14 protein-coding genes, 1 tRNA gene and 3 pseudogenes are annotated in these 22,988 nt (G+C 60.4%); 6 read left to right on the forward strand and 12 right to left on the reverse strand.

Annotated elements, in window-relative coordinates; translation table 11 throughout:
- The 6 genes and pseudogenes from BSK43_RS12445 to BSK43_RS12470 all read right to left on the reverse strand — a co-directional run bounded on the left by BSK43_RS12445 (position 1) and on the right by BSK43_RS12470 (position 7,012).
- A tRNA-Lys gene (locus BSK43_RS12445) sits at positions 1-76 on the reverse strand.
- A 108-nt stretch (positions 77-184) separates the two neighbouring features.
- Positions 185-772 (reverse strand): annotated as a pseudogene (locus tag BSK43_RS12450) (AcvB/VirJ family lysyl-phosphatidylglycerol hydrolase); the annotation flags it as partial.
- A gap of 386 nt (positions 773-1,158) precedes the next feature.
- The gene (locus tag BSK43_RS12455; RefSeq protein ID WP_077471682.1) at positions 1,159-1,797 is read right to left on the reverse strand and encodes a glutathione S-transferase family protein; all 639 of its coding nucleotides are present in this window, start codon (positions 1,795-1,797) and stop codon (positions 1,159-1,161) included.
- A 232-nt stretch (positions 1,798-2,029) separates the two neighbouring features.
- A pseudogene (locus tag BSK43_RS12460) lies at positions 2,030-5,202 on the reverse strand (CusA/CzcA family heavy metal efflux RND transporter).
- Positions 5,199-6,641: an efflux RND transporter periplasmic adaptor subunit gene (locus BSK43_RS12465; RefSeq protein WP_246662549.1), complete on the reverse strand. Its 1,443-nt coding sequence runs from the start codon at positions 6,639-6,641 to the stop codon at positions 5,199-5,201. The pseudogene BSK43_RS12460 and the gene BSK43_RS12465 overlap by 4 nt, the downstream one beginning before the upstream one ends.
- Positions 6,638-7,012 (reverse strand): FixH family protein, encoded by a 375-nt coding sequence (locus tag BSK43_RS12470; RefSeq protein WP_077471708.1) that lies wholly within the window; start codon positions 7,010-7,012, stop codon positions 6,638-6,640. Before BSK43_RS12470 ends, BSK43_RS12465 begins: the two co-directional genes overlap by 4 nt.
- Before the next feature lie 878 nt (positions 7,013-7,890).
- Here BSK43_RS12470 and BSK43_RS12480 point away from each other — a divergent pair.
- Positions 7,891-8,805 (forward strand): GntR family transcriptional regulator, encoded by a 915-nt coding sequence (locus tag BSK43_RS12480; RefSeq protein ID WP_077471684.1) that lies wholly within the window; start codon positions 7,891-7,893, stop codon positions 8,803-8,805.
- A 16-nt stretch (positions 8,806-8,821) separates the two neighbouring features.
- Here the strand turns inward: BSK43_RS12480 and BSK43_RS12485 are convergent, their stop codons facing one another.
- Positions 8,822-11,044: a N,N-dimethylformamidase beta subunit family domain-containing protein gene (locus BSK43_RS12485; RefSeq protein ID WP_077471685.1), complete on the reverse strand. Its 2,223-nt coding sequence runs from the start codon at positions 11,042-11,044 to the stop codon at positions 8,822-8,824.
- 10 nt (positions 11,045-11,054) lie between these two features.
- On the reverse strand, positions 11,055-11,363 hold the full coding sequence (locus tag BSK43_RS12490; protein ID WP_077471686.1) for a hypothetical protein: 309 nt from the start codon (positions 11,361-11,363) through the stop codon (positions 11,055-11,057).
- 243 nt (positions 11,364-11,606) lie between these two features.
- Here BSK43_RS12490 and BSK43_RS12495 point away from each other — a divergent pair, with 243 nt between their 5' ends.
- The 4 genes and pseudogenes from BSK43_RS12495 to BSK43_RS12510 all read left to right on the forward strand — a co-directional run bounded on the left by BSK43_RS12495 (position 11,607) and on the right by BSK43_RS12510 (position 17,535).
- Positions 11,607-12,983: an aminotransferase gene (locus tag BSK43_RS12495; protein WP_077471687.1), complete on the forward strand. Its 1,377-nt coding sequence runs from the start codon at positions 11,607-11,609 to the stop codon at positions 12,981-12,983.
- Positions 12,984-13,194: 211 nt separating this feature from the next.
- A complete protein-coding gene (locus tag BSK43_RS12500; RefSeq protein ID WP_077471688.1) occupies positions 13,195-14,520 on the forward strand; it encodes an APC family permease in 1,326 nt (441 codons plus the stop codon).
- 101 nt (positions 14,521-14,621) lie between these two features.
- Positions 14,622-16,058 (forward strand): APC family permease, encoded by a 1,437-nt coding sequence (locus tag BSK43_RS12505; protein ID WP_077471689.1) that lies wholly within the window; start codon positions 14,622-14,624, stop codon positions 16,056-16,058.
- Between the two features lie 113 nt (positions 16,059-16,171).
- Positions 16,172-17,535, forward strand: a pseudogene (locus BSK43_RS12510) (glutamine synthetase family protein).
- A gap of 98 nt (positions 17,536-17,633) precedes the next feature.
- On the opposite strand, the gene BSK43_RS12515 reads toward BSK43_RS12510, so the two are convergent.
- The gene (locus BSK43_RS12515) at positions 17,634-18,182 is read right to left on the reverse strand and encodes a hypothetical protein (RefSeq protein WP_246662550.1); all 549 of its coding nucleotides are present in this window, start codon (positions 18,180-18,182) and stop codon (positions 17,634-17,636) included.
- Between the two features lie 184 nt (positions 18,183-18,366).
- Complete coding sequence (locus BSK43_RS12520) at positions 18,367-19,026, reverse strand: hypothetical protein (protein ID WP_077471690.1); 660 nt, start codon at positions 19,024-19,026, stop codon at positions 18,367-18,369.
- A gap of 499 nt (positions 19,027-19,525) precedes the next feature.
- Here BSK43_RS12520 and BSK43_RS12525 point away from each other — a divergent pair, with 499 nt between their 5' ends.
- The gene (locus BSK43_RS12525; RefSeq protein WP_077471691.1) at positions 19,526-20,674 is read left to right on the forward strand and encodes a polysaccharide biosynthesis/export family protein; all 1,149 of its coding nucleotides are present in this window, start codon (positions 19,526-19,528) and stop codon (positions 20,672-20,674) included.
- 10 nt (positions 20,675-20,684) lie between these two features.
- Here BSK43_RS12525 and BSK43_RS12530 read toward each other — a convergent pair whose 3' ends face one another.
- Both BSK43_RS12530 and tagF read right to left on the reverse strand, forming a co-directional pair.
- Positions 20,685-21,569: a protein kinase gene (locus BSK43_RS12530; RefSeq protein WP_169055388.1), complete on the reverse strand. Its 885-nt coding sequence runs from the start codon at positions 21,567-21,569 to the stop codon at positions 20,685-20,687.
- Between the two features lie 23 nt (positions 21,570-21,592).
- Positions 21,593-22,978, reverse strand: a complete 1,386-nt coding sequence (tagF, locus tag BSK43_RS12535) for a type VI secretion system-associated protein TagF (RefSeq protein WP_077471710.1) — start codon at positions 22,976-22,978, stop codon at positions 21,593-21,595.
- Between the last annotated feature and the right edge of the window lie 10 nt (positions 22,979-22,988).

The raw sequence follows: 22,988 nt of genomic DNA on the forward strand, positions 1-22,988 counted from the left end.
TGGTGGGTGATGTAGGGCTCGAACCTACGACCCGCTGATTAAGAGTCAGCTGCTCTACCAACTGAGCTAATCACCCGCACCGTGACATCTACGGCTGCGCTCGGCCTATAAACGGGACAAGCATCATTGTCTAGATCGGGATTTGCAGATTGCTGGCCTTCTCATCGACGGAATGCCCGAAGACTTATTTGCTCGGGCGCGTTTTCAGGCCTGCAATGATATATTGAGCCAGCCTGTCGTAGTCACCACCAAAATGATGCCCGCCGGGCATGCCGATCACCTCTATTCCTGTGCGCCGCAGAGCCGGACAGGCATTGTCGTGATCGTCGTCCTTGCCGTAAACGCATTGGACTATCCCCGGCCTGATTGACCTCACGTCATCGACAGGGTTGCCGCCTTTGCCTTCGGTTTGAAATCCAAGCCAGCCCGCAAGGGAGATCACATAATCGACCTTGTGCGACAGGGAGAGGAGTGAAATTGCCTTGACCTTCGCCTTTTGCTCTGGGCTCAGCCTATTGTAGCTGGCTGGCATCACGTCTGCCCCGAAGGAATAGCCGACAAGAACGACATGGTGCACGTTCAGCCGCTTGGTGTAGTAGTCGATGATGCGACCAAGATCTCCGGCTGTTTTCCGGGCTGTCCGCCCAGACCAAAAATAGCGAAGGGAATCCAGTCCTATCACCGGAATACCCACGTTCCGCAAATAGCTGCCGACTTCTTCGTCAAGGTCTTGCCATCCGCCATCGCCAGAATAAAGGATGGCGAGCGTATCCCGGGTCGCTTTGCCATTGATCACATGGATCGGAAGATTTGGCGGCGTGATTTCACTGGGCAACGGCCCGGTGGTGGCTCCGTCTTGTCGGGCATTTACCGGACCGCCCATGATCGCAAGTATCGCAATCAAAACGGCTGCATATTTCAGGATCATTTGAGCGGGGCCTCTTTTACGATAGCCTATCTATATCGCTCGATGCTCCTGGAAAAGATGGCTCCCGTATTCTGGGGTTGAGGAAATTCGTCATAGACAGCGATGTTGCTTGGCGAAACGAATGCGCTCCCCGGAGACTAGATCTATCTGAAACGGTTGTTGGCTTTGCGCGATGTAGCTCTTCACATCGCTTGAAGACCACAATAGCTTTGTTCGCCCACTAGGCCATTTCAGTTGGGAAGCGGCGGCAAGCGTGGAGCATCCAATCCGCGAAACGGATCGCGCCAGGCTTCGATTTGGTTTAACCGATCAGACCATCGTCTTATGGCGGGATAGTCCTCTATCGGAAGGCGTGCCGCGTCGTTGAAGGGTAAGAACGTCGCCATGCGAAAATCGGCAAATGAGATGGTCTCGCCAAGGATCCACGATCGATCGGACAATTCACCTTCGAGAATGACTGCCGCTTTGTGGAATTGTGTTAGACCCTCTGCAACCATCGTGTCGTCGCAGGGCCCAATACCGTAGCGCAGCTTCGTGCCGCGCTCCCAGTGGACGATGTCGCATGCCTTCATGAAGTTTTCCTTCGCCCAGCTGATCCAGCGGATCATGTCCGGTTCTTCATCGTCGGTTCTCCAGAAGTTCGAGCCGGCGCGTCTGGAAAGCCAGCAGGCAATCGCATCGCTTTCCCAAAGCGTTCGACCGGAATGCTCCAGAATCGGCAAAAGAAGGTTCGGATTGAGCGGCAGATATCGCTCTGATTGTCCGGGAGCCATCGGTGCGGCGAACTCGAAGGCGACATCTGTTTTCAAGAAACGCGCAACGGCAACTGCAAGGCGTGGATTGGGGTTTCTGCTGAAATACAACTTCATTTGGCTTCGCCTCTGGTGTCTTCGTCGTAGAAGACGAACGAAGATTCACCTTTTCGACAATCACGGATCAAAAATCTTCTTTGAGGCCGAGTTTAATCGAATGGCGCTGCATCTTACTCCCGATAATGATCCTGCGCCGATTTTCCTGATTGCCTAGCTGTGTTTGTTGATGGCCTGGATCAAAAGCGCAGAAGATCCGGCGGGAGCCATACAGACCGCTCCCGCCAAGATGTTACTCAGCAGCCTGGAGACTCCGTTGGGCACCCTCGGTGGCCGGCTGATCGGCCGCAGCCGCTACCGGCAGCCGCCATCCCTTGACTAGCCCATAGACCGCCGGGATGACGATCAACGTCAACAGCGTCGACGACACCATGCCGCCGATCATCGGTACGGCGATGCGCTGCATGATCTCCGACCCCGTGCCGGTCCTCCAGAGGATCGGCACGAGGCCAGCCATAATGGCGACCACCGTCATCATTTTCGGCCGGACGCGCTCGACCGCGCCGACCATGATCGCCCTGTTGAGGTCCAGCCTCGAGAAAACACGTCCTTCATTTTCGCAGGCTGCGCGCTGCTCTTTCATCGCATGGTCGAGGTAGATCAGCATGATCACGCCCGTCTCCGCCGCTACGCCTGCAAGAGCGATGAAGCCGACGGCAACAGCAACGGAGGCGTTGAAGCCCATCCACCACATCAGCCAGATGCCGCCGACCAGCGCGAAGGGCAGGGACAGCATGACAATCATCGTCTCGGTCAGCGCCTTGAAGTTCAGGTAGAGCAGCAGGAAGATCAGCGCCAGCGTCAGGGGAACGACGACGGCAAGTCGTGCCTCTGCCCGTTGCAGATATTCGAACTGGCCGCTCCATGCGACGGAATAGCCTGATGGCATAGCCACGCTCCGTGCGACTGCCTGCTGAGCTTCGGCGACATAGCCGCCGAGATCGCGGTTGGCGATATCGACATAGATATAGACCGCAAGCTGGCCGTTCTCGGTGCGGATCGTGGTGGCACCACGGGTCAATTTGACCTCGGCGACTTCGCCCAGGGGAACCGTTCCGCCACCCGGTAGTGATATCAGCACATCCTTGGCGATCGACTGTGGGTCGCTTCGAGACGCCCGCGGATATCTTACAGCCACGCCGTATCGTTCCCGGCCTTCAACCGTCTGGGTCACGACCTCGGAGCCCAGCGCCATGCCGACGACATTCTGGACATCGTTGATGGTCAGTCCGTAACGCCCAAGGGCCACCCGGTCGGGAACGATGTCGAGATAGTAGCCGCCGATTACTCGCTCCGCATAGGCACTCGACGTTCCGGGGATCGTCTTCAGCACGGTCTCGATCTGGCGGGCGATTTTCTCCATTTCGCCGAGATCGGTGCCGTAGACCTTGACACCAACTGGCGTCCTGATCCCGGTCGACAGCATGTCGATGCGGGCGCGGATCGGCATGGTCCAGGCGTTGGAGACGCCGGGGAATTGCAGGGCCGCATCCATCTCCTGTTTCAGACTGTCGGTCGTCACCCCTGGTCGCCACTCGGATTTCGGCTTCAGCGTGATGATTGTCTCGAACATTTCCGTTGGGGCGGGATCGGTGGCAGTGAGCGCGCGCCCGGCTTTGCCGAAGACGCTCTGGACTTCGGGGAAAGATTTGATGATCCGGTCCTGCGTCTGCATCAGTTCGGCTGCTTTGGTGATCGATATGCCGGGCAGGGTAGTCGGCATGTACATCAGCGTGCCCTCGTCGAGATTGGGCATGAACTCGCTGCCGATGTGCTGCACGGGCCAGATGGTGATCCCAAGGATAGCAAGCGCCGCCAGGATGGTCAGCGTCTTCACCCGCAGAACGCCCGATATGACCGGACGGTAGATCCAGATGAGGAATCTGTTCAATGGGTTCCTGTGCTCAGGGACGATGTATCCCCGGACGAAGAGGATCATCAGGGCGGGAACGAGTGTCACTGACAGCAATGCTGCGGCGGCCATCGAGAAGGTCTTGGTGAAGGCGAGCGGGCCGAACAGGCGGCCTTCCTGCGATTCCAGCGTGAAGATCGGCAGGAACGACACGGTGATGATCAGCAGGCTGAAGAACAGCGCCGGACCGACCTCGCTTGCCGCTTCCACCAGGATTTCCACCCGCGGCTTGTCGGGTGCGCTCGCTCGAGATGCTTGTGGGCGTTCTCGATCATGACGATCGCCGCGTCGATCATCGCCCCAATGGCGATCGCGATGCCGCCAAGACTCATGATGTTCGCGCCAAGACCAAGCAGCTTCATGGCGATGAAGGCCATCAGGATGCCAACGGGGAGCATGATGATGGCGACAAGGGCGCTGCGGACATGGAGAAGGAAGGCGATCGTCACGAGAGCGACCACGATCGATTCCTCGACCAAGGTGCCTTTCAGGGTTTCGATTGCAGCTTCGATCAGCGTCGAGCGATCGTAGACAGGAACGATCTCGGTCCCCGCCGGAAGGCTGCTCTTGATCGAATCGAGACTCTTCTTGGCGTTGTCTATGACGGTCAGAGCATTTGCCCCGAACCGCTGAAGCACGATGCCACTCGCAACCTCGCCTTCGCCGTTCAGTTCGGTGATGCCACGTCGCTCGTCTGGAACGAGTTCGACCCTGGCGACGTCGCTGAGCTTGAGCGGCACGCCGTTCTGGCTCTTCAGGACGATATTCTCGATATCGGGGATGCCTTTGAGGTAGCCGCGCCCGCGCACCATGAACTCGAACTCGGAAAGTTCGACCGTGCGGCCACCGACGTCGGTATTGCTGGCGCGCACCGCGTTGGCGACGTCATTCAGCGTGACACCCTGAGCCTTCAGCCGAGCCGGATCGACGACGATCGAATACTGCTTGACGAAGCCGCCGACGCTCGCGACCTCGGATACGCCTTCGGATTTGGAGACGGCGAAGCGGATCACCCAGTCCTGCAACGACCGCAGCTCGGCGAGCGATAGTTGCTTGGCGACGACCGCATATTGATAGACCCAGCCCACGCCCGTCGCATCGGGCCCGAGCGTCGGCGTCACGCCTTGCGGAAGTCGGCTTTGCGCCGCGTTTAGATATTCCAGCACCCGGCTGCGCGCCCAATAGGGATCGGTGCCATCGTCGAATATCACGTAGACGAAGGAGACGCCGAAGAATGAGAAGCCGCGCACGACCTTCGATTTCGGCACGGTCAGCATCGAGGTGGTCAGTGGATAGGTCACCTGGTCCTCGACCACCTGCGGGGCTTGGCCTGGATATTCGGTGTAGACAATGACCTGGATGTCAGAGAGATCCGGGATGGCGTCGAGCGGCAGCGACCGCAGTGCATAGACGCCACCTGCGACGGCAAGTGCAGCACCGACGAAGATCAGGATGAGATTGTGGGCGGACCACGAGATGAGGCGGGAGATCATGGCTTTGTCTCCTCCTGTGTCATGGCGCTTAGCGCCGAGTTCAGGTTACTTTCGGCGTCGAGCAGGAAGTTGGCGGCAACCACCACCCTGTCGCCGGCAGCGACACCCTTGGTGATCTCCGTTCGGTCTTCGCCGCGGACGCCGAGCTTGACATCCTTTGGCTCGAACTTTCCGTCGCCCTTGTCGATGAACACGACCTGCCGGTCACCGGTGTCGATGATGGCGCTGTTGGGGACAGCGACGACGGGCTTCTGTGCGCCGGCCTCGATCTCGACGTCGGCGTACATGTTGGCTAGCAAGAGCCCATCCGGATTGCGAAGTTCGATACGGACTTTCGTCGTCCGCGTCTGCATATCGACCTGCGGATAGATCAGATCGACGACGCCCTTGAAGGTCCGGCCGGGAAGGCTCCTGACCGTTACGTTGACTTCGGCGCCACTGTGGACCGAGGCCAAATCATATTCCGGCACGTCGGCCATCACCCATATTTTGGAGATATCGGCGATACGAAAGAGCACATCGCCGGGCTTGGCCATCATGCCAGTTGTCGCCGCGCGTTCTAGGATGATGCCGTCGCGCGGGGCGACATAACCGATGCTGGTCGGTACCTGATGGGTCCGCGCGATCGTATCGATCGCTTCCTGGGGAACGCCGAGATTTTTCAGGCGCAGAGCGGAGCCTGCGTCCGCGCTGCCGCGACCGTCATTTCGCCCGGCAGCGTATTCGGAGGCGGCAGCGGCGATGTCCTTCGAGTAGAAGTTGAAGAGGTTTTGGCCCTTCCTTATGCGGTCTCCTGTTGTGACATTGGCGACGTCGTCCACGAATGAATCCGTCCGCATCGAGATGACGCTGACAAGCCGCTCGTCGAGAGCGACAGTGCCGGGCACCTGGATCTTTCGGCTTATGCCGGCCATCTCGGCGATGGCGGTCTTTACGCCCGTGCGCTGCAGTTTGCCGAGCGAGACTTTTACCGTTGAGGCATCGCCCTGATCGCCCTCGAAGACCGGGATATAGTCCATGCCCATGGAGTCCTTCTTCGGCACCTTCGATGTGTCGGGCAGGCCCATGGGGTTGCGGTAATAGAGAAGTTTTCCCTTCGCCGATGTGGGGTCTGATGAAGCCGCGGTCGCTGCCGCATCGATCGGTTTGAGTGGCGCCGTGGCGAAGCTCACGTCCTCGCTTGCATGGACCGGGATGAACGGTCGTCCATCTTCGGTATTCTTCGGCGTTGCGGAGAACCTCGGTTGCCCGTCGGGATGGCGGTAGTAGATGATCGCCCCGGTTGGGACGGTCATGGAAGCGTCAGGTGTGGCAAGAGCCGGCTTAACAAGCTGAAGTCCGAGCTGCGTGCCAAGATCGTTCGTGCCAGCCCAATAGCCTCCCCCGCCGAGCAATACGGCGAGGGAGAGCGTGGCTGCCACACGCAATGGCGTATTCAAGGAGCCGCCTTCAGGACGATCTCGCCCTGAACGGTGTCAGGTTCGCCCTGAACCTTGGCGGCGAGCTTGAAGCGCCAGTCGCCCGCCATCGCGAAGTCGGTCTTGAAAGCATAGACGCCGGGCTGGGTGGAGGTGGCCGCCTCGACCGGTGTCGTCATCGTCTCCATGCCCTCGGGAGCCATGTCCATGCGGGTGGTGAAGATGACTGCGTCTGGAACCGCCTTACCCGATCGCTTGTCGATCAGGCGAACGGAGACCAGCGATCCCTGACCCCGTTTCACGTCGGTCGAGACGGGCTGGAATTCATAGTCTTGAGAGGCTGCGAGGGTCACGGTGGCGGAGCCGACGATCAGCACGCCGGCGAGGAGCATCGCTCCCGTGGAAAAGGAAGTGGTGTTCATGATTTAAGATCTCATCGGGACGGATGTCTTGATCACGTCCTTGGGTCAATATTGATTGCCATCGGGTCAGCGCGGACGCAGTCAAGCGCGTGGCGCGAACCTTGGGCATGTTCAAAAATGGCTTGAGATCAGGCTCTCGGAGGTCGGGCCGGGGGCTCGATGAGTGCGGAGGTCAATTGCGACGCCGGTAAGAGGTCGTACTGATGGGACGCCCAGGAGATCGCGAAGGACAAGCCGTTGGCGTCGGGAACCTGGGCTGACATCGAGGTTGTGCAAACCAGGGCCAGTGGACATCCCTTGGCGCAGTCCGGTTTGGCCGGGGACCTTTCCGGGCAGCACGGCATATTATCCGTCATTTGCATGCCGGGCATGACGCTGGCCATGCCTGCCATTGTCGCGATATCCGAAGATGCCATGGCACTGCCGGCCGACCCGATGCTCATGGGGCCGACGACGACCGCAAGCATGGCGACGAGCAGGAACAGACGATGGACGGTCCCGAGGAATATCATTGCAGAATACTGGCATGCCGCTTGAGCGTTTGGAAGCCGGGCTCACGGAGATGTGTTCTGCTCATCCCCTATGAGACCGTAAACCGAGGCTTATGCACCAACGCTGCGCCGAACGGCTATGGCCGTTTGTCGGAAATCTCGCACTTCTTAAGCCCGGTTCAGGGCGAGAGACTGATCCAAAATTGAGCAAAATCAGCTCCTATTCTCCGAAGCAGGTCCAAGGCTGGGCCGCTCTGGCTCCATGTGGAACGTAACCTTGGCGAAGAAGCGGATGAATTGCGATTCCAGCTTTCGCCGGTACTATACGCGCGCAAAACACAATGCTACGAGTTGCGAATGACCGCAGTCTCACCGCTTCAGGAACGTATTCGCAATCAGCTTCGGGCCCAGTTCTTCGAGGGAATTCAAGTCGGGGAGCGAATCAACGAGGCCGAAATTGCCGCCATTCTCGGCGTGTCGCGCACACCGGTGCGGCGGGCTCTGGTGCAATTGGAGCGCGAAGGCGTTGTCAGCTACGAGGCTAACCGCGGTTTCCGGTTGCTTGAAGCAAGCAGGGCGGACGCCGCCCAAGGGCAAGCGGTTACACTTTCGCTCGATGAAACGGTGATGCGCGACATGGCGCTCGGCGCGTTGGATGGCGTCATCAGCGAGCGGGCGCTCCTGGCGCGTTACAATGCCACACCAGGCGGCCTGACCTCGACCTTGCGCCGACTGATGCGCGACCAGCTAGCCGAACCATCGCCTGGGCGCGGCTGGATCTTTGCCGATGTCGGCGCTGCCGCGCTCGATGACGGATATCGCTTCCGCCAGATCGTCGAGCCGGCAGCGATTCTGTCCGATCTCTATGAGGTCGACCGAAGCGCGATGGAGGCTCTCGACGGCGAGCATGCGCGGGCCATCGATACTATGGAAACGATGGATAGTCGGCGCCTGTTCGAGCTCGACGCGAAATTCCATCTGATGATCGCGCAGGGTGCCCGATCGGCCAGCCTTGTCGCGGCGATCGAACGACAGAACAACATCCGCCGGGTCAACGAATATCTCGGTTTCGGCCGGCGAGAACGCATCCGCCAGTCTCTGACGGAGCATCGCGGCATCATGGCGGCGATAAAGGCCGGCGAACGCCAGCTCGCCGCGGCGCTGATGCGGATACATCTCCAAATCTCACGCGAGGAGACCTTTGTCCATCTGGAGGAGGATCTGGAATCGGTGCGCTCCGGCCGTGTCCGGATCGGCGGCGAGGACGGGTGAGAGCTTTTTTTGCGACTCAGCCAAACCCCTTCTCGTCGGCAAAGCGGCGCACGACATTTTCGGTAATGTCGGCGATCTGGTTGTCATAGGCGTTCCAGGCCATGGCGCCGGCCCAAGCGATGGAGCCGGTGGAGAAGACAGCGCCGCCGCTCTGCGTCTCGAAGAATACCATGTCGGCGCGGATGAGATCGCACTGGGTCCCCGACCAGGTCGGCGTCGGGTCGAGCAGGTCCTCGGGCGTCATCAGGTAGATATCCGTGTGCATCTTTGACGACGCCAGCACCAGCGCATGTGGCGGCGTGCCCAGGGCGAAATCGGCGCGGTCGATCTCGTTGCCGGCGGCACCACCGCCGTTGAGCCCGAAATCGCCGAGTACTTCGCCCTCGACGCCAGCAAAGATGAAGGCCGCGCGCGGATCGCTGCTGGCTTCGTTGCGGATATAGGGTGACGACAGGTCAAACCCCTGCGCGGTCATACCAACGCCAAAGATCTGCTGCGGCGGCCGACCGATGCGGCGCCACAAGCCACCGAGCTCATCGGTGAACTGGTGCCAGTAATTGCCGGTACCCGGCTCCCAGCCGCGAATGCCGGATTCCGCGCGCCGGCATTCGATGACGCCGGGCAGCGTCTCGCTGTAGGCGATACGCCAGTAGAATCCGTTGCCGCCGAGATAAGCGACGCAGCCGCCACGATCGAGAAAACTCTGATAGGCATCGAGCATGCGGGTGCTGGTGTATTCGGGATGGCTGCCGGTGAGCACAACACGGTAACCGTCAAGAGCATCGCCGTCCTCTCGGTCGAGGTCCTCGTCGGTCAGCACGTCATAGGCGATGCCGCGGTCCTCGAGAAACCCGAGAATATGGGTATCGGCATTGAACTGCCAGATGTTGGAGCCGGTGCCGCCGATGAAACCCTGCACCTTGGGCTGGAAGTCGAGGATCGGCCGCAGCCTTGACGAATAGAAGACGCCGGAACCGTCATTGTGCACCTCGTACAGGGACAGGCCGAGTTCGGGATGTTCCTGCAGGTGCAGATGGTGGCGGTCGAGCTGCAGCAATTGGCCGGCGCCGATCTCGGTTTCCGAGACATCGATGCCGAGGCGGTGATTGGCATAGGCCATGTAGCTGGCGGTGGGCAGCACGAAGACGACGCTGTTCTTGCGGTGCCTTGCCCGCACGGCGAACACGACGAAATACTCCGCGTCAGCATCGTCGTCGGAGAATAGTCGCACGGCGTAGACGCCGCTCTTGAGATCGGCCGGCACCGTGACGGTGAAATCAGTCTGCCAGGCGGCGTCATAAAGATCGTCATCGTGAAAATGCACGGCGGCATAGCTGGCGGGATCCTCGGTCCAGCGATAGCTTCCGCCGCTCCAGCCACAGCCGGTCACAGCTCGTTGGGGCAGGTTGAAGAAACGGCCGTGCAGGCGGTGCGGGCCGCGATCCGAAAGACGGTCGCCGTGCATGTCCTCGGCGAAATCCCAGTCCGCGGCCGGCGTCAGCGGGCTCGCACAGCCGAGCATGATCAGGGCGATCTGCTCTGCGGGATGCGCGCCGTCATAGACACGTGGATTCTCGATCTTGCCGTTGAAGAACCATCCGGGAAATCCGCCAGCCGCCATCGACGCACCGAAGAGGATGGGAGAGCGAGACAACACGTTGTGGTGGCCGCGCGCCGAAACCGAATTCGATGCGGAATCGGCGATCTTTGGAAACCGCTGCACGGCAATCTGGCTGATTGTCAGCCGCTCGGCGGTGGCGTCATAGGTCGCGACGACAACATACCATGAGCGCTCACGGCAGGCGGCGCCGGACGCGACGGCACTGGTGTGGCCATCACTTGTCAGCTCTGTCGACGCCATGGCGTTGTCATCCAGGAAGAGGCGGCAGCCATTCTCGGGAGTGCCAACGGATAGGATCGCCTGCCGGCCCCGGCCGGGCAGTGTCGGCCAGATCAGGGCGGCAATGGTGAAGGAGCCGGAGGGGCAGAGTTCGGCGGCCCCGTCCACCCTGCCGTAAGAGCCAGGGCGAATTTTCTGTTCGCGTGCGGGAAATGGACCACCGAGATCGGCCGCGATCAGCTCGTCGCGATAACCCGGCCCATCCGGATTGATATCACCCTGGATGATGCGCCGCAGCTCAGCCCGATAGGTTTGAAGACCGAGGGCGCTGACCTTGATGTCAATCGTGTCGCCAGGAAAGCAGCTGATCCGGTCCGCGTAGGCAGTGATCTTGAGCATGGCGAGTCCTTCAGGCCTTGAGTTCCGTTCCAGTCAAGTCGTGCCAGCGGCGGCGAAACACGTCCCGCTCAGCCTCCTGCTGATCGGTGTATTCGATACCAGGCACGAGGTTGACTGGTGCCCCGCGTCGACCGGGAAGCCGCGCCAACGCCCAGCGGCGACAGGGCTCGAGTGTGACCAGCACGTATTTGCCCTCGAGCGCGCCACCACGCATCAGGTTGAGCACGCGCTGCAAGCCCGGGCTGTGATAGCCGATCGGGCTTTCCATGAATTCGGCTGCATAGGCCAGATCGTCTTCCCCAAGTGCGTATCGCGCCATTGAAATGCCCTATTATGTTAAAAAGCACATAACTGCACTTTTTGAGAATTTAGCCATTTGGTGTCAATCAAGCACGACGGAAGTGCCTAATTCTTAAGTTTATCTGCGAATCCAAGCTCTATATCGGAGATACACTCGTCCGCACTGCGTCGCAAGTCGCCTGTAATAAAAATGCATTATTTATTGACAAAACACAATTTGACTGTTTTGCTTAGGCCATCGGGTTTCGGAGGAGTCGAGAAAATGACCACAGCAATTCAGTCCTGGGAGCGGCGCGAGGCCGAGAGCTTCTTTCACACATTCAGCGACCTGCCTTCGCTGCGGCAAGACGGGCCGGTGGTGATCGAAAGGGGGGAGGGCGCCTATATCGTGGACACGGGCGGGCGCCACTATTTCGAGGGCAATTCCGGCCTTTGGAACATGACGCTGGGCTTCTCCGAGCAACGCCTGACCGATGCGGCGGCGCGCCAGTATGCGGAGCTGCCGGGCTACCACACCTTCTTCGGCCGTAACTCCAAGCCATCGATCGCGCTTGCCGAAAGGATGCTGGCGCTGGCGCCCGTGCCGATGAGCCGGGCGTTCTTCACCAACTCGGGTTCAGAGGCCAATGAATCGGTCGTCAAGCTGTTGTGGATGATGTGGGCGCATGACGGGCAGCCGCAACGCCGCAAGTTATTGACGCGCAAGAATGCCTATCACGGCGCGACCGTGATGGCTGCGTCGCTGACTGCCAAGGACTACAACAAGGCTTTTGGCTTGCCGTTGCCGGAGATCGTCGTGCTCGACTGCCCGCATGCCTACCGCTATGCCGCGCCGGGCGAAAGCGATGACGAATTCTGCGCCCGGCTCGCCGCCAATCTCGAAGCGACGATCGAGGCGGAGGGGCCGGAAACCATTGCCGGAATGTTTGCTGAGCCGGTTATGGGCGCCGGTGGTGTGATCGTGCCGCCGCAGAACTATTTCAGCCACATCCAGCCGATCTTGAAGCGTCATGGCATTCCATTGGTTGCCGATGAAGTGATCTGCGGTTTCGGCCGCACCGGCAATTTGTGGGGAACGCAGACGATGGGCATGCAGCCCGACATCATGGTGGCCTCCAAGAGCATGTCGGCCGGCTACTTCCCGATGGGCGCGGTGATGCTGTCTAAAGACATCGACCGTCGCGCCTTGGCGGCGGCTGAAGCCTTCGAGGAGTTTCCGCACGGTTTCACCACCGGTGGGCATCCGGTCGGCTGCGCCATCTCGCTGGAGGCGATTCGTATCATCACCGAGGAGGGTGTCCTCGATGACATCCGCAATGTCGGCAGTGTGCTGCAGAGCGGATTGGACCAGCTCGCCCAGCATCCGATGGTCGGCGAGGCAAGGGGCGTCGGGCTGATGGGGGCGCTGGAAATGGTCTCGGACAAGACAAGCAAGGCGCCTTTCGCCGGCCATCTGCGCATCGGCGAGCGTATTGCCAAGGCGGCGCGCGATCGCGGCTTCATCATCCGCCCGCTTGGCTCATCCGTGGTGCTGGCGCCGCCCTTTATTTCGACCGCGCGGGAGATCGAAGCGCTCGTCGCAACGCTCGGCGAAATCCTCGATCAGGTCTACGCCTCGGCCCGCAAGGAAGCCGCCTGACCGAATGCAATCAGCCCGGACTGTTGACGGGTCCGGGCGAAGTCCGCAGGCGCGCCGCTTCGGACCCCTACGATGCGGCGCGCCCAAGGAGCCCTAGGAATACGGAGCGTGCCGGCAAGGATGCATGTGCGCCCCCGCAACGGAAAACAAGCCCGCTCGACGGGCGGGGAACAAGCCGGAAAACCGGCTGAATAACAATGGGAACGAATCCATGACAGACGCAAAACCGACGCTGGACCGGCGTCTTAGCGCTACATCGGCCGCCATGTTCGGCCTCTCCTACATGTCACCCATGGTGGTGATCGCGACATTGGGTGCGATCGCGATTAAGACCGGCGGCGCCGTCGCTCTCGCCTATGTCGTGGCCACAGCGGCGATGATGCTCACCGCCGCCAGCTATGGTTATATGGCGGCGCGCAATCCGAAGGCGGGGTCGGCCTATACCTATGCCTCGAGCGTATTCGGTCCGATAGCAGGGTTTGCCGTCGGCTGGGTACTGCTGCTCGACTATTTCTTCATCCCGATGGTGATCTGTCTGCTGACCGCCACCGGCCTCTCGACACTGGCGCCCGACGTGCCCTTCTGGATCTGGGTGATCGCGGTCGCTGCCCTGTCGACGATCATCAACACGCTGGGCATCAAGCTGACCGATCAGATCAACCTGGCGATTATGGCAGTGCAGCTGGTGGTGGTCGTCGCGCTGATCTATCTGTGCATCAAGTTCGCGCTCAACACACCGCAGGTCGGCACGCTGGTTTCCTCCCGGCCGTTCTTCAACGACGCGACCACCCTGCCACTGGTGATGGCGGGAGCGGCGGTTGCCTGCTATTCGTTCCTCGGCTTCGATGCGATCTCGACGCTTTCGGAGGAAACCATCGACCCGCGCCGCAACATTCCGCGCGCCATCATGTTCGCCACGTTGCTCGGCGGCGCCATCTTCCTGGCCACGGCGTATTTCATGATGCTGGTGCATCCGTCACTCGATTATGCCAGCGTCGACGGGGCGGCCTATGAAATCGTCGGCCAGATCGGTGGCGAGACGTTCAAGGCGGTGTTCACCGTCGTCGTCATCATCGCCTTCTTCGCCGCCGGCCTCTGCGCGCAGGCCAGCGCCTCGCGGCTGCTCTATGTGATGGGCCGCGACCGGATCCTGCCGCCCATCGGCTTTGCGTACATTCATCCTTCCTTCAAGACGCCGGTGGTCAACATCGTGCTGGTTGGCCTGGTCATGCTGGGCGCTGCCAGGTTCGACATCGCGACCTCGACCTCGTTCATCAACTTCGGCGCCTTCACGGCCTTTTTCGCCGTCAACCTCTGCGTCGTCGCCTGCGTGTTGCGCGGTGAGGAGTGGGAACGCACGATGCTTGCCGCGCTGGCCGGTATCGTCGGCGCGCTGTTTTGCGGCTGGCTGTTCTTCAGCCTCGATCGGCTGGCGGTGGAACTCGGCCTTGGCTGGCTGACGGTTGGCTGCCTCTACCTTCTCTTCCGTACGCGTATCCTAACCCGGCCGCTGCCGCGCATAGCCGCCGACCTCTGAAGAGCAGATGACCATGCCCGGTCCGCCGGGCGCGCCTTCGCATCCGCATCGCTGGTTCATCTGGAACCGGCGCGTTCCGATCCACCCAGGGAGTCAAATCCATGACAAACCATACGGACAATGCATCGCCGGGCTTGCAATCAGGAGCTATCCGCATCTGGGAAAGCGTCCTCATCTCCATCGCCTCCTCGGCTCCGGGGCAGGCCACCGCCGTCTCGCTGGGGCTGCTCATTCCGGCGACTGCCTATGCCGGTGGCCTCTCCATTATCGCTACCACCACGGCCATGCTCGCCATCGCCTGGTCCTATCACCGGCTCAACATGTGGCAGCAGAATGCCGGCGGCGCCTATGTCTGGGTCGGTCGTGCCGTCAGTCCCTATCTTGGGTACCTGGTCGGCTGCGTCATGCTGGCGGGGTACCTGCTCGGCACCGTCAGCGACATCCTCCCCATCGGTCCCGCCATACTCACGTTGCTTGGCTTCGCCGATGTTTCCAATGCATGGGGCGAGGCGATCTCGGCCACGCTGCTCGGCGGCATCACGGTGATCTATGCTATCGTCGGCATCCACATGACTGCCAGGTTCCAGACCTTCATCTCACTCATGGAACACCTGATCCTGATCAGCTTCTGCGTGATCGGCATCTATGTCGTGTTCATCCTGAAGCGCGAGGGCACGGTGACGCCGTCATGGGAATGGCTAGCGCCGAAAGGCGTCGGCGGCGCCGGCAGCCTCGTCGCCGGGATGATCATCGCCGTCTATCTCTTCACCGGCTGGGACACGTCGATTTATCTCAACGAGGAGACTGAACGGCCGGAGGTCAATCCTGGTCGGGCGGCGCTGTGGTCAGTGGCGATCCTGGGTGTCTATTACACCATACTTGTCGTGACATTGCAGGGGGCGGCTTCTCTGGCCGACATCAGCGCGCATCAGGATTCCGCGTTGATCTTCATCGCTCATCAGCTGGTCGGCTCGCCCTGGGACAAGGCGATGGCATTGGCTATCGTGCTGTCGATCCTCGGTACCACGCAGGCCTTCCTGGTCGGTGCGGCCCGCATTTCCTTCGCCATGGCCCGCGACCGGCTGCTGCCAGGGGTGCTTGGCGAGATCAGCCCGAAATACCGCACGCCGGCGAAGGCGACGGTCATCTTCGGCGTGTCGATGATCGTGATGACCTGGCTCTATGTGTTCCTGTCCTCGGTCGCAGGCGCCTTCGACACCGTCGTCAGTGTTGTTGGCATCATGTTCGCGCTTTTCTACGCGGTGACGGGCTTTACGGTGACCTGGGCATTTCGCGCCACCGTCACGGCAAACACGCGCAACCTGATCAGCCTTGGCCTGATCCCGACTATCGGGGGTGCCACCTTGCTGGCGATCGCGATTGTCTCGATCCGCCAGCTTGAGCCGGCCGCCCTGTGGTCGCTCATCGCCATCGTACTCGTAAGCCTGGTGATGATGGTAGTCGCCAGGTTTGGGAAGGGGGCGGTGTTCTTCCGCACCCGCGCCGCCGAGACGCAATCGCAGCCACAGCACATCTGATGCACGAACCTAACTGAAATCGGAGGACCGACATGAACTACGACCCCGCGCTACGTCTCGATCCATCACCTTTTGCAGACCGCGATCAGACATCGGGGGCCTCGCGCCTGCCGATCGCCGGCCGGCTGACGCTGAAGCAGCTCAGCCAGGCGATTGCCGAGGGGGCGATCGACACGGTGATCGTGGCAATGACCGACATGCAGGGCAGGCTGATCGGCAAGCGCCTGACCGGGCGTTTCTTTCTGGAGACCGGTGCCTGCCGGCAGCTCTTCTGCGATTATTTCCTGGCGACGGACATGGAGATGACGCTGGTACCCGGATACGAAAGCGCCTCCTGGGCGAAGGGCTATGGCGATTTTGCCCTGGTGCCGGACCTCTCCACGCGCGCGCCATACCTTGGCTGGAGAAGACGGCGATTATTCTGGCGGACGTCACCAGCCGCAATGGTGCGGTGCTCGACCATTCGCCACGCCAGTTGCTGCGTAAACAGCTGCAAAGGTTGGCCGACATGGGGTTTGCCGCCGACATGGCCGCGGAGCTCGAATTCTATTTGTTCAACGAAACCTTCGACGAGGCGAGGGCGCACAAATATGAAAATCTGAAGTTCTCCAGCTGGTATCCGGAGGATGGCCACATCTTCCAGACCACCAAGGACGAGCCCTATATTCGCGCGATCCGCACGCTGATGGAGAAAGCGGACATTCCCGTCGAAGGCTCGAAGGCCGAGTGCAGTCCCGGCCAGCAGGAAATCAATTTGCAATATGCCGAGGCGCTGGAAACCTGCGACCGCCTCGTCCTCTACAAGAACGGCTGCAAGGAGATCGCCCATCAGATGGGCAAGTCCGTCAGCTTCATGCCGAAGCTCGACGAAAAGCTGTCGGGCAGTTCATGCCATGTCCATATTTCGCTGCGCGATTTAACAGGCGGCGGCTCGGCCTTTCACGATCCGGCGTCCGAGGGCGGAATGTCCGCTACCTTCCGGCATTTTCTCGCCGGCGCCATCGCCCATGCGCCGGCCGCGACATTCTTCTATGCGCCCAACATCAACTCTTACAAACGCTTCACGGAAGGCACCTTCGCGCCGACGCGGCTGGCCTGGTCGGTCGACAACCGCACGACGGCCTTCCGCGTGCTCGGCCACGGTCCTTCGCTGCGCTTCGAATGCCGGGTTCCCGGTGCCGACGCCAACCCCTATCTCGCTTTCGCCGCACTGATCGCCAGTGGGTTGGCGGGGATTGAGAGCCGGTTGGAGTTGGCGCCCGAACATGTCGGCGACGCCTATGGTGCGACCGACGTCGCGCGCATCCCGAGAACGATGGGCCATGCCTTGCAGCACTTGGAGACCTCGGAAGCGTTGCAGGCGGGCTTTGGCGACAGCGTCATCACCCACTATCTGCACAGTGGCCGCTGGGAACTCAGCGCATTCGAGACTGCTGTCACCGACTGGGAAAGATTGCGCCTGTTCGAACGTTGCTGAGGGGGCGCCGGATCTCTATCGGGCAAAAGATGCGCCCCGAGACGCCACGCGGTAAACGACGTTGTACCATTGACCATCTGGGGCGCCTCGGGGAAGGTCTATTGAGCCCGGCAACCATGGAGGTAGCCATTGATGACGGTGACGCCGGAGCCGCCTGCGGTGGCGAGGCTTTGAAAACCTGCTGCCGCCACTCTGCTTGCAGCGGCGTTCGTCGATGGCGGATTTTGAATCTCCGTTTTTGCGACACTCCAGTGGCCGGGCGGATTATTGTTGAACGTCATGCTCCAGGGAAAGGCGCCTGGATTGTCGGAGGGACTGGCGTTGACTGGGATCGCTGCGCTCCCAACCGGAACATGCTCGCCAACTACCGGAGTGACGAGATTGCCGAGATCCATCTTGATGAGGCACTGCGCATTGGGGATGGCTGCCCGCGCAGCATCATCGTTCGGAAAGTGGAAGAATGTCAGGGATGAAGGGTTTCCACTGACCCCGAAGTTTGCTGCATACCAGGTGACAACGCCACTACGAGCATCAGCTGTAACGGCGCGATAAACTGAATAGGCGTAGGCGGGATTGACGGCGCCAAGCGCGCCGGAGACGGCAAGGATCATGACAAGGACGGAGAAGCGTAGCCTGGCAAGGTGCACGATGATTTTCCTTTTCACTGTGAGGAGATGGGCGTTCGCCACCGCATCCAGGGCGCTCTGACCGACAGCAGCGATCTTCGGCCGGTCAGCCCTCTCTGGAAGCGGCGGTATGCCATGGCGTTTGATAGCTCATGCGGGCGAATGGGGGAGGAGGAGGCTCATAGCCCATATGGCCGCATTCACCCTACTGAAACTGGGTGCTCCAAGTTCCGTCGACGTTCAAGGTGACATTGCAAGTGGTGTGACCGCTGGTGAAATCCGCAAGAGCAGCATTCACGCTGGACTGGGTGAAGTTCATGACAGTGCCCGGCGTGTAGGATCCGGTCTGGACGAAGTATTTTAGGATAGGCTGGCAATCGATGTTGTACATCGGGTTTGCCTGCACGAAGTTGGACAACACGATGCCGCCATTAACAGCAAGCGCGGAGCCGACATTGTATAAGTCCCAGGGGTTGAAGCTGGGCGTCGTGATACGGAAGGCTCCAGGTTGCACACCCGGGCCATTGACCGGTGCGGAAAGTCCGAGCGGTGAGACCGTTGCGGTCGTCCAATCGTTCGGCGAGCCACTGCCGGCTAGGTCGATCGCACGGCTGGCGGAGGCAAAGCCTGACTGCTGGCCAACTTGTGGGGGTGTGTTCGCCTGCTGAATGGCGGCGTAATATTGCAGATTGGCCTGGAAGGTCAGGATTGCACCGGTTTGACTGTAGCTGCCGAGGGCCATCGAAAAGAGACTGTTGGAATAGACCTGCCTACCACCGGCATAGATGGCAGGCTGCTGGAAGAAATAGAAGCTCTGCGTCTGGGGCTGATTGTTCTTCACATTGATGGTCAGCAATTTAGACATGGTCGACGATCCCTTTGTGTTGAGAGTGAGGCAAGGGTTCCAAACTTGGCGAAAGGTATGTCGTGTTTGGCTTCTGCTTTCGGTGTGGAGACGGAAACCCTGCCGAGATCATATTTTATAAACGCCTAAATCAACTTTAAGATGTTAATTAGGATTTGATAAATCGCCAAATGCGTTTAGTTGTCGTGCATTGAGTATCTCGGTGCCAATCGGCACCGAGGACCGGATGCGGCGCAATTTCGCTGACGTTGCACTTGATTGTCCACACTCGCCTGGAAGCAGATGATTCGCGCCTCCTGGGCACTTCAGCCTTCCGATCCGGTCTAATCGCTGCCGGAAAGAGCAAGCCTAGATCGCAAAAGCGGTGCTAGGTTGCTATTTGGACACATTGGTAAACAACCAGCCTGTCATAATTCATTATTTATTAGGCTCGCATATTGCCTCCCGCCTTCTGGTTGATATTTCTGCCTTGCCTGTAACATCCGAAGGAGGCTCGGGAATGCGGAAATTGGCGGCGGTCGTCTTACCCTTGGTTGTCTTGAGCGCCTGTGCACGGCCGTCGGATGGACCAAGCGCCGGCAACATTCGCAACGCGACGATGCCGCATTCGGGCGAGAGGATTCCGGTCGTGCCGCTGGCCAACGCCCCGATGGGCGGACAAGTCGCCGCGCTGTCCTATGCACCGTCCGATCAGGGCCTTTCGCGCCTTCGCTCCTCCGGTTTTTCGGATGCCCGGCTGCGCCCCGGCGATGTCATCGACGTGACCGTGCTCGATACGGGCGAAGATGGATTGCTTTCCACGACGCAGAGCAAGTCGCTCAATCTCGGCCGCTTCACTGTCGACTCGCGCGGTTTCGTCACCATGCCATATGTCGGCAAACAGCGCGTGGCCGATTCGACGCCCGAGGGTCTGCAGTCGCAGATCGTGACGGCGCTCAAGGGTTCCTCGGTCAATCCGCAGGCAGTGGTCACGGTTGTCGACAAGCCATCGAGCGCCGTCACAGTCGATGGCAAGGTGCGCTCAGCCGGCCGCTTCCCGCTGACTGCGCGCAAGGAGCGAGTGCTTGACGTTCTCGCCCTTGCAGGCGGCGCATCCTCTGCGCCGAGCAGCACCAATGTGACGCTGACGCGCGGATCGCAGCGTGCAACCGCGCCGTTGGATCGCATTCTGCAAGACGACAAGCAGAACGTCCGCCTGTTGCCGGGCGATCAGGTTTTCGTCGATGGCGCATCGCAGAGCTTCACGGCGCTCGGCGCCTTCAAGAGCGTCGGCGAGTTCCCGTTGGAGCCGGGCAAGACGACCTTGGCGCAGGCGCTTGCCCGCGCCGGCGGCCTCCTCGACGACCGTGCCGACTCGCGGAATTTCTATCTCTTCCGCAACCAGAAGATCTACACGCAGGCGGTCACCCCGCTTTCCAAGACCGCAAGCGCCGCTCCGGCTATCGTCTCGATCAAGCCCGTCATCTACAGCGTCAATCTCAAGGACGTCTCGAATTTCGTCCTGATGCAGCAGTTCAAGATGCAGGACGGCGACACGATATATGCGAGCAACGCCGGACTGGTCGACGCCGCCAAACTTCTCACCGTCTACCAGAAGAGCGTGCCGACGGCGGCGGCTCCGCAGCCGGGAAGTGTCTCGACGAACTGACGGATTCCGTCTAGTTTTCCACGATGAGTTCAAGGGCCGCCATGGCGTTTGGCGGCCTCTGCGAGGGCGCGCGCTCGGTCAATTCGGCTGCGGCATTGTTTAGCGGCGCGAGAGCATCGGCGTCGTCCCTGCAACGCTCCAAAAGCAGCTTCATCACGCATCCCGCCGAGTAAATATCCGCGCGTGGATCTGCCGGCTCCGTGGAAGATAGTTCCGGGGCTGCAAAGCCGGGTGTCGCCGCCTTTGCGATATCCAGATCCCCGTAGGTCTTCCCGCATTCTATCGCCGAGCCGAAATCGGCAATCTTCAATCGAGCAAAATCGTCGTCGCGTAGAAGCAGGTTGGCGGGAGAGATGTCGCCATGGACATAGCCGGCTTCATGCATTGCATGCAGGCCGTCAAAGAGACACTTCATTGCCTGCCTGATATCCGCCGGGGACATGATTCCAGCCGACAATCGCAGTGACAGGGGCGATCCAGCCCATTCCGCGATGATGGCGGGTTGGCTATTCGGCAGCCGAACAACACATTCAATAGCGACGAGATTGGCATGATGAAGGATCAGGCCGATGCGAGCCTCGCGCAGCAACATGGCTTTGGTCGCAGCGTCGTCGAGCCGATCATTGCCGAGGGTCTTCAGCGCGTGCCATGTACCGAGATCGCGATGGCGCAGGCGGCTGATGATAGTCCGCGCATTGGAATGGACGACGGCTTCGACAAGAAAAGTGTTGTCGATAAAGCTCGGCTCGCTCTCGGGCATGGAAGGAAGGCGCCGATCGAGCGCATCGCGCAGGCGATCGATCAGCAGGTCGCGAATGTCTGATGGTCGCTCAATCTCGCCATCGTGAGTCAGAAGACGCAGCAATCCCGCAAAGCGCGCTGCAATCTCTTTCATGTCCTCCGACTTCAGATCTCCTGTCATGAGGCATCGATGACAATGGCGCTGACATTGTCTCGGCAATTGGCGATCAGCGCTTCTTGGATAAGGGCGTCGGCAGCTTGTTCCAAGGGGGTCTCGATCAGGATCTCGGCGATGACCCTGTCCGTCAGGGAGCGCGAAAGCGGGCCACTGGCAAGCAAAAGCCGGGCCCCCTGCTGAAGCTCGTCATGGACGATCTCTGCTGCGAATTGTTCCTTCAGGCCGAGACCGCGCCCGAGGGTCCGCCGCAGGCCAATATCGATATGGTCTCGGGTTAGAAGCCGCATCATGCCGTCACGCAGGAGATAGCAGCGCGCATCTCCCGCCCACAGGACGGCAAGCCTGCCTTCGGCCATCACTGCAACGACGATGCTGGCAACCGGCGGTTCCCGCTCTCCGCTCGTTCCCTTCGCGCGCAGGATGGCATGGGCATGGCTGAGCTTGCTTTTCACATCCTGAACCAGCGTTTGCAACGCTTCGCGCTCGGGAATGCCGGCGAGGATCTGTGTTGCGATCCGCGCAGCTTCGATCGCTCCGATGCCATCGCCCACCCCATCGGCTACAGCGAAAATACCTGGCCTGTCGGAGACGAGGAGAGCATCGGCATTCAGCGACAGCCGCGTGCCTGGATGGCTGGCCTGGTTATGCTCCATCGTCCAATGGGTTTGAGATGCCGTCACGAATTTTGCCGCCTCTGCCACGACGGCAATGGCTGGCTGAGCCGGAGCTTCTGGAGGAGCAGATGGTTTCCCGTTTTCCAATGTGACGAGTTTGACAAAGTCTTCCGCCGTTGGCGCAGCCATGGTGCGGAATCCTTTGCCGTGACGTGTCCCGGGATTGATGCGCCACCAGAGCGAGGCGGGAGCGGCGGCTTCGTTGGTGCCCAAGGATGGTCGATTGGCAGGACGGATATCGGCAAATGGCAGACGAAGGCGCTTAATTCCTTCGACGAAGCGTTTCATATCGAAATCAGGCTTCTCCGATGTCTCGGCAAGCGCTTCGGCGGCAATAAACCAGCTGTCGTCTTCGCAGAGGTCGCGAAGCTGGCCCGAAAATTTCTGCAGTTGTGCGGCAATGACGAGCGGGAAGCTGCGGTCGACACGGTCACGGCTCGGCAGGAGCACGCCGGCAACGGCTCCGGGCGCCCAAATGCCGCTGCCGACAACGAAACGCCACGCCGATGTGGCATGAAACCGCCGTCGCCACTGGGTCTCCAGGGCAGATTCGAGTGCGATCAGGCCACCCCGGATCCATTGGTCGAGTTCGCCTTGGAGCCGCAGGCCAAGTGCCGAGGAAACGAAATCGCCATGCGTCGGCAATTTGCCGAAGAAGCCGATCGTGTCGGCTTGCATCGGCGATTGGGTGCGGGCGAGGTGTTCGTTCATCGAGCCGACC

The sequence above is a fragment of the Rhizobium sp. P44RR-XXIV genome, from assembly GCF_001999485.2.
GTDB lineage: Bacteria > Pseudomonadota > Alphaproteobacteria > Rhizobiales > Rhizobiaceae > Rhizobium.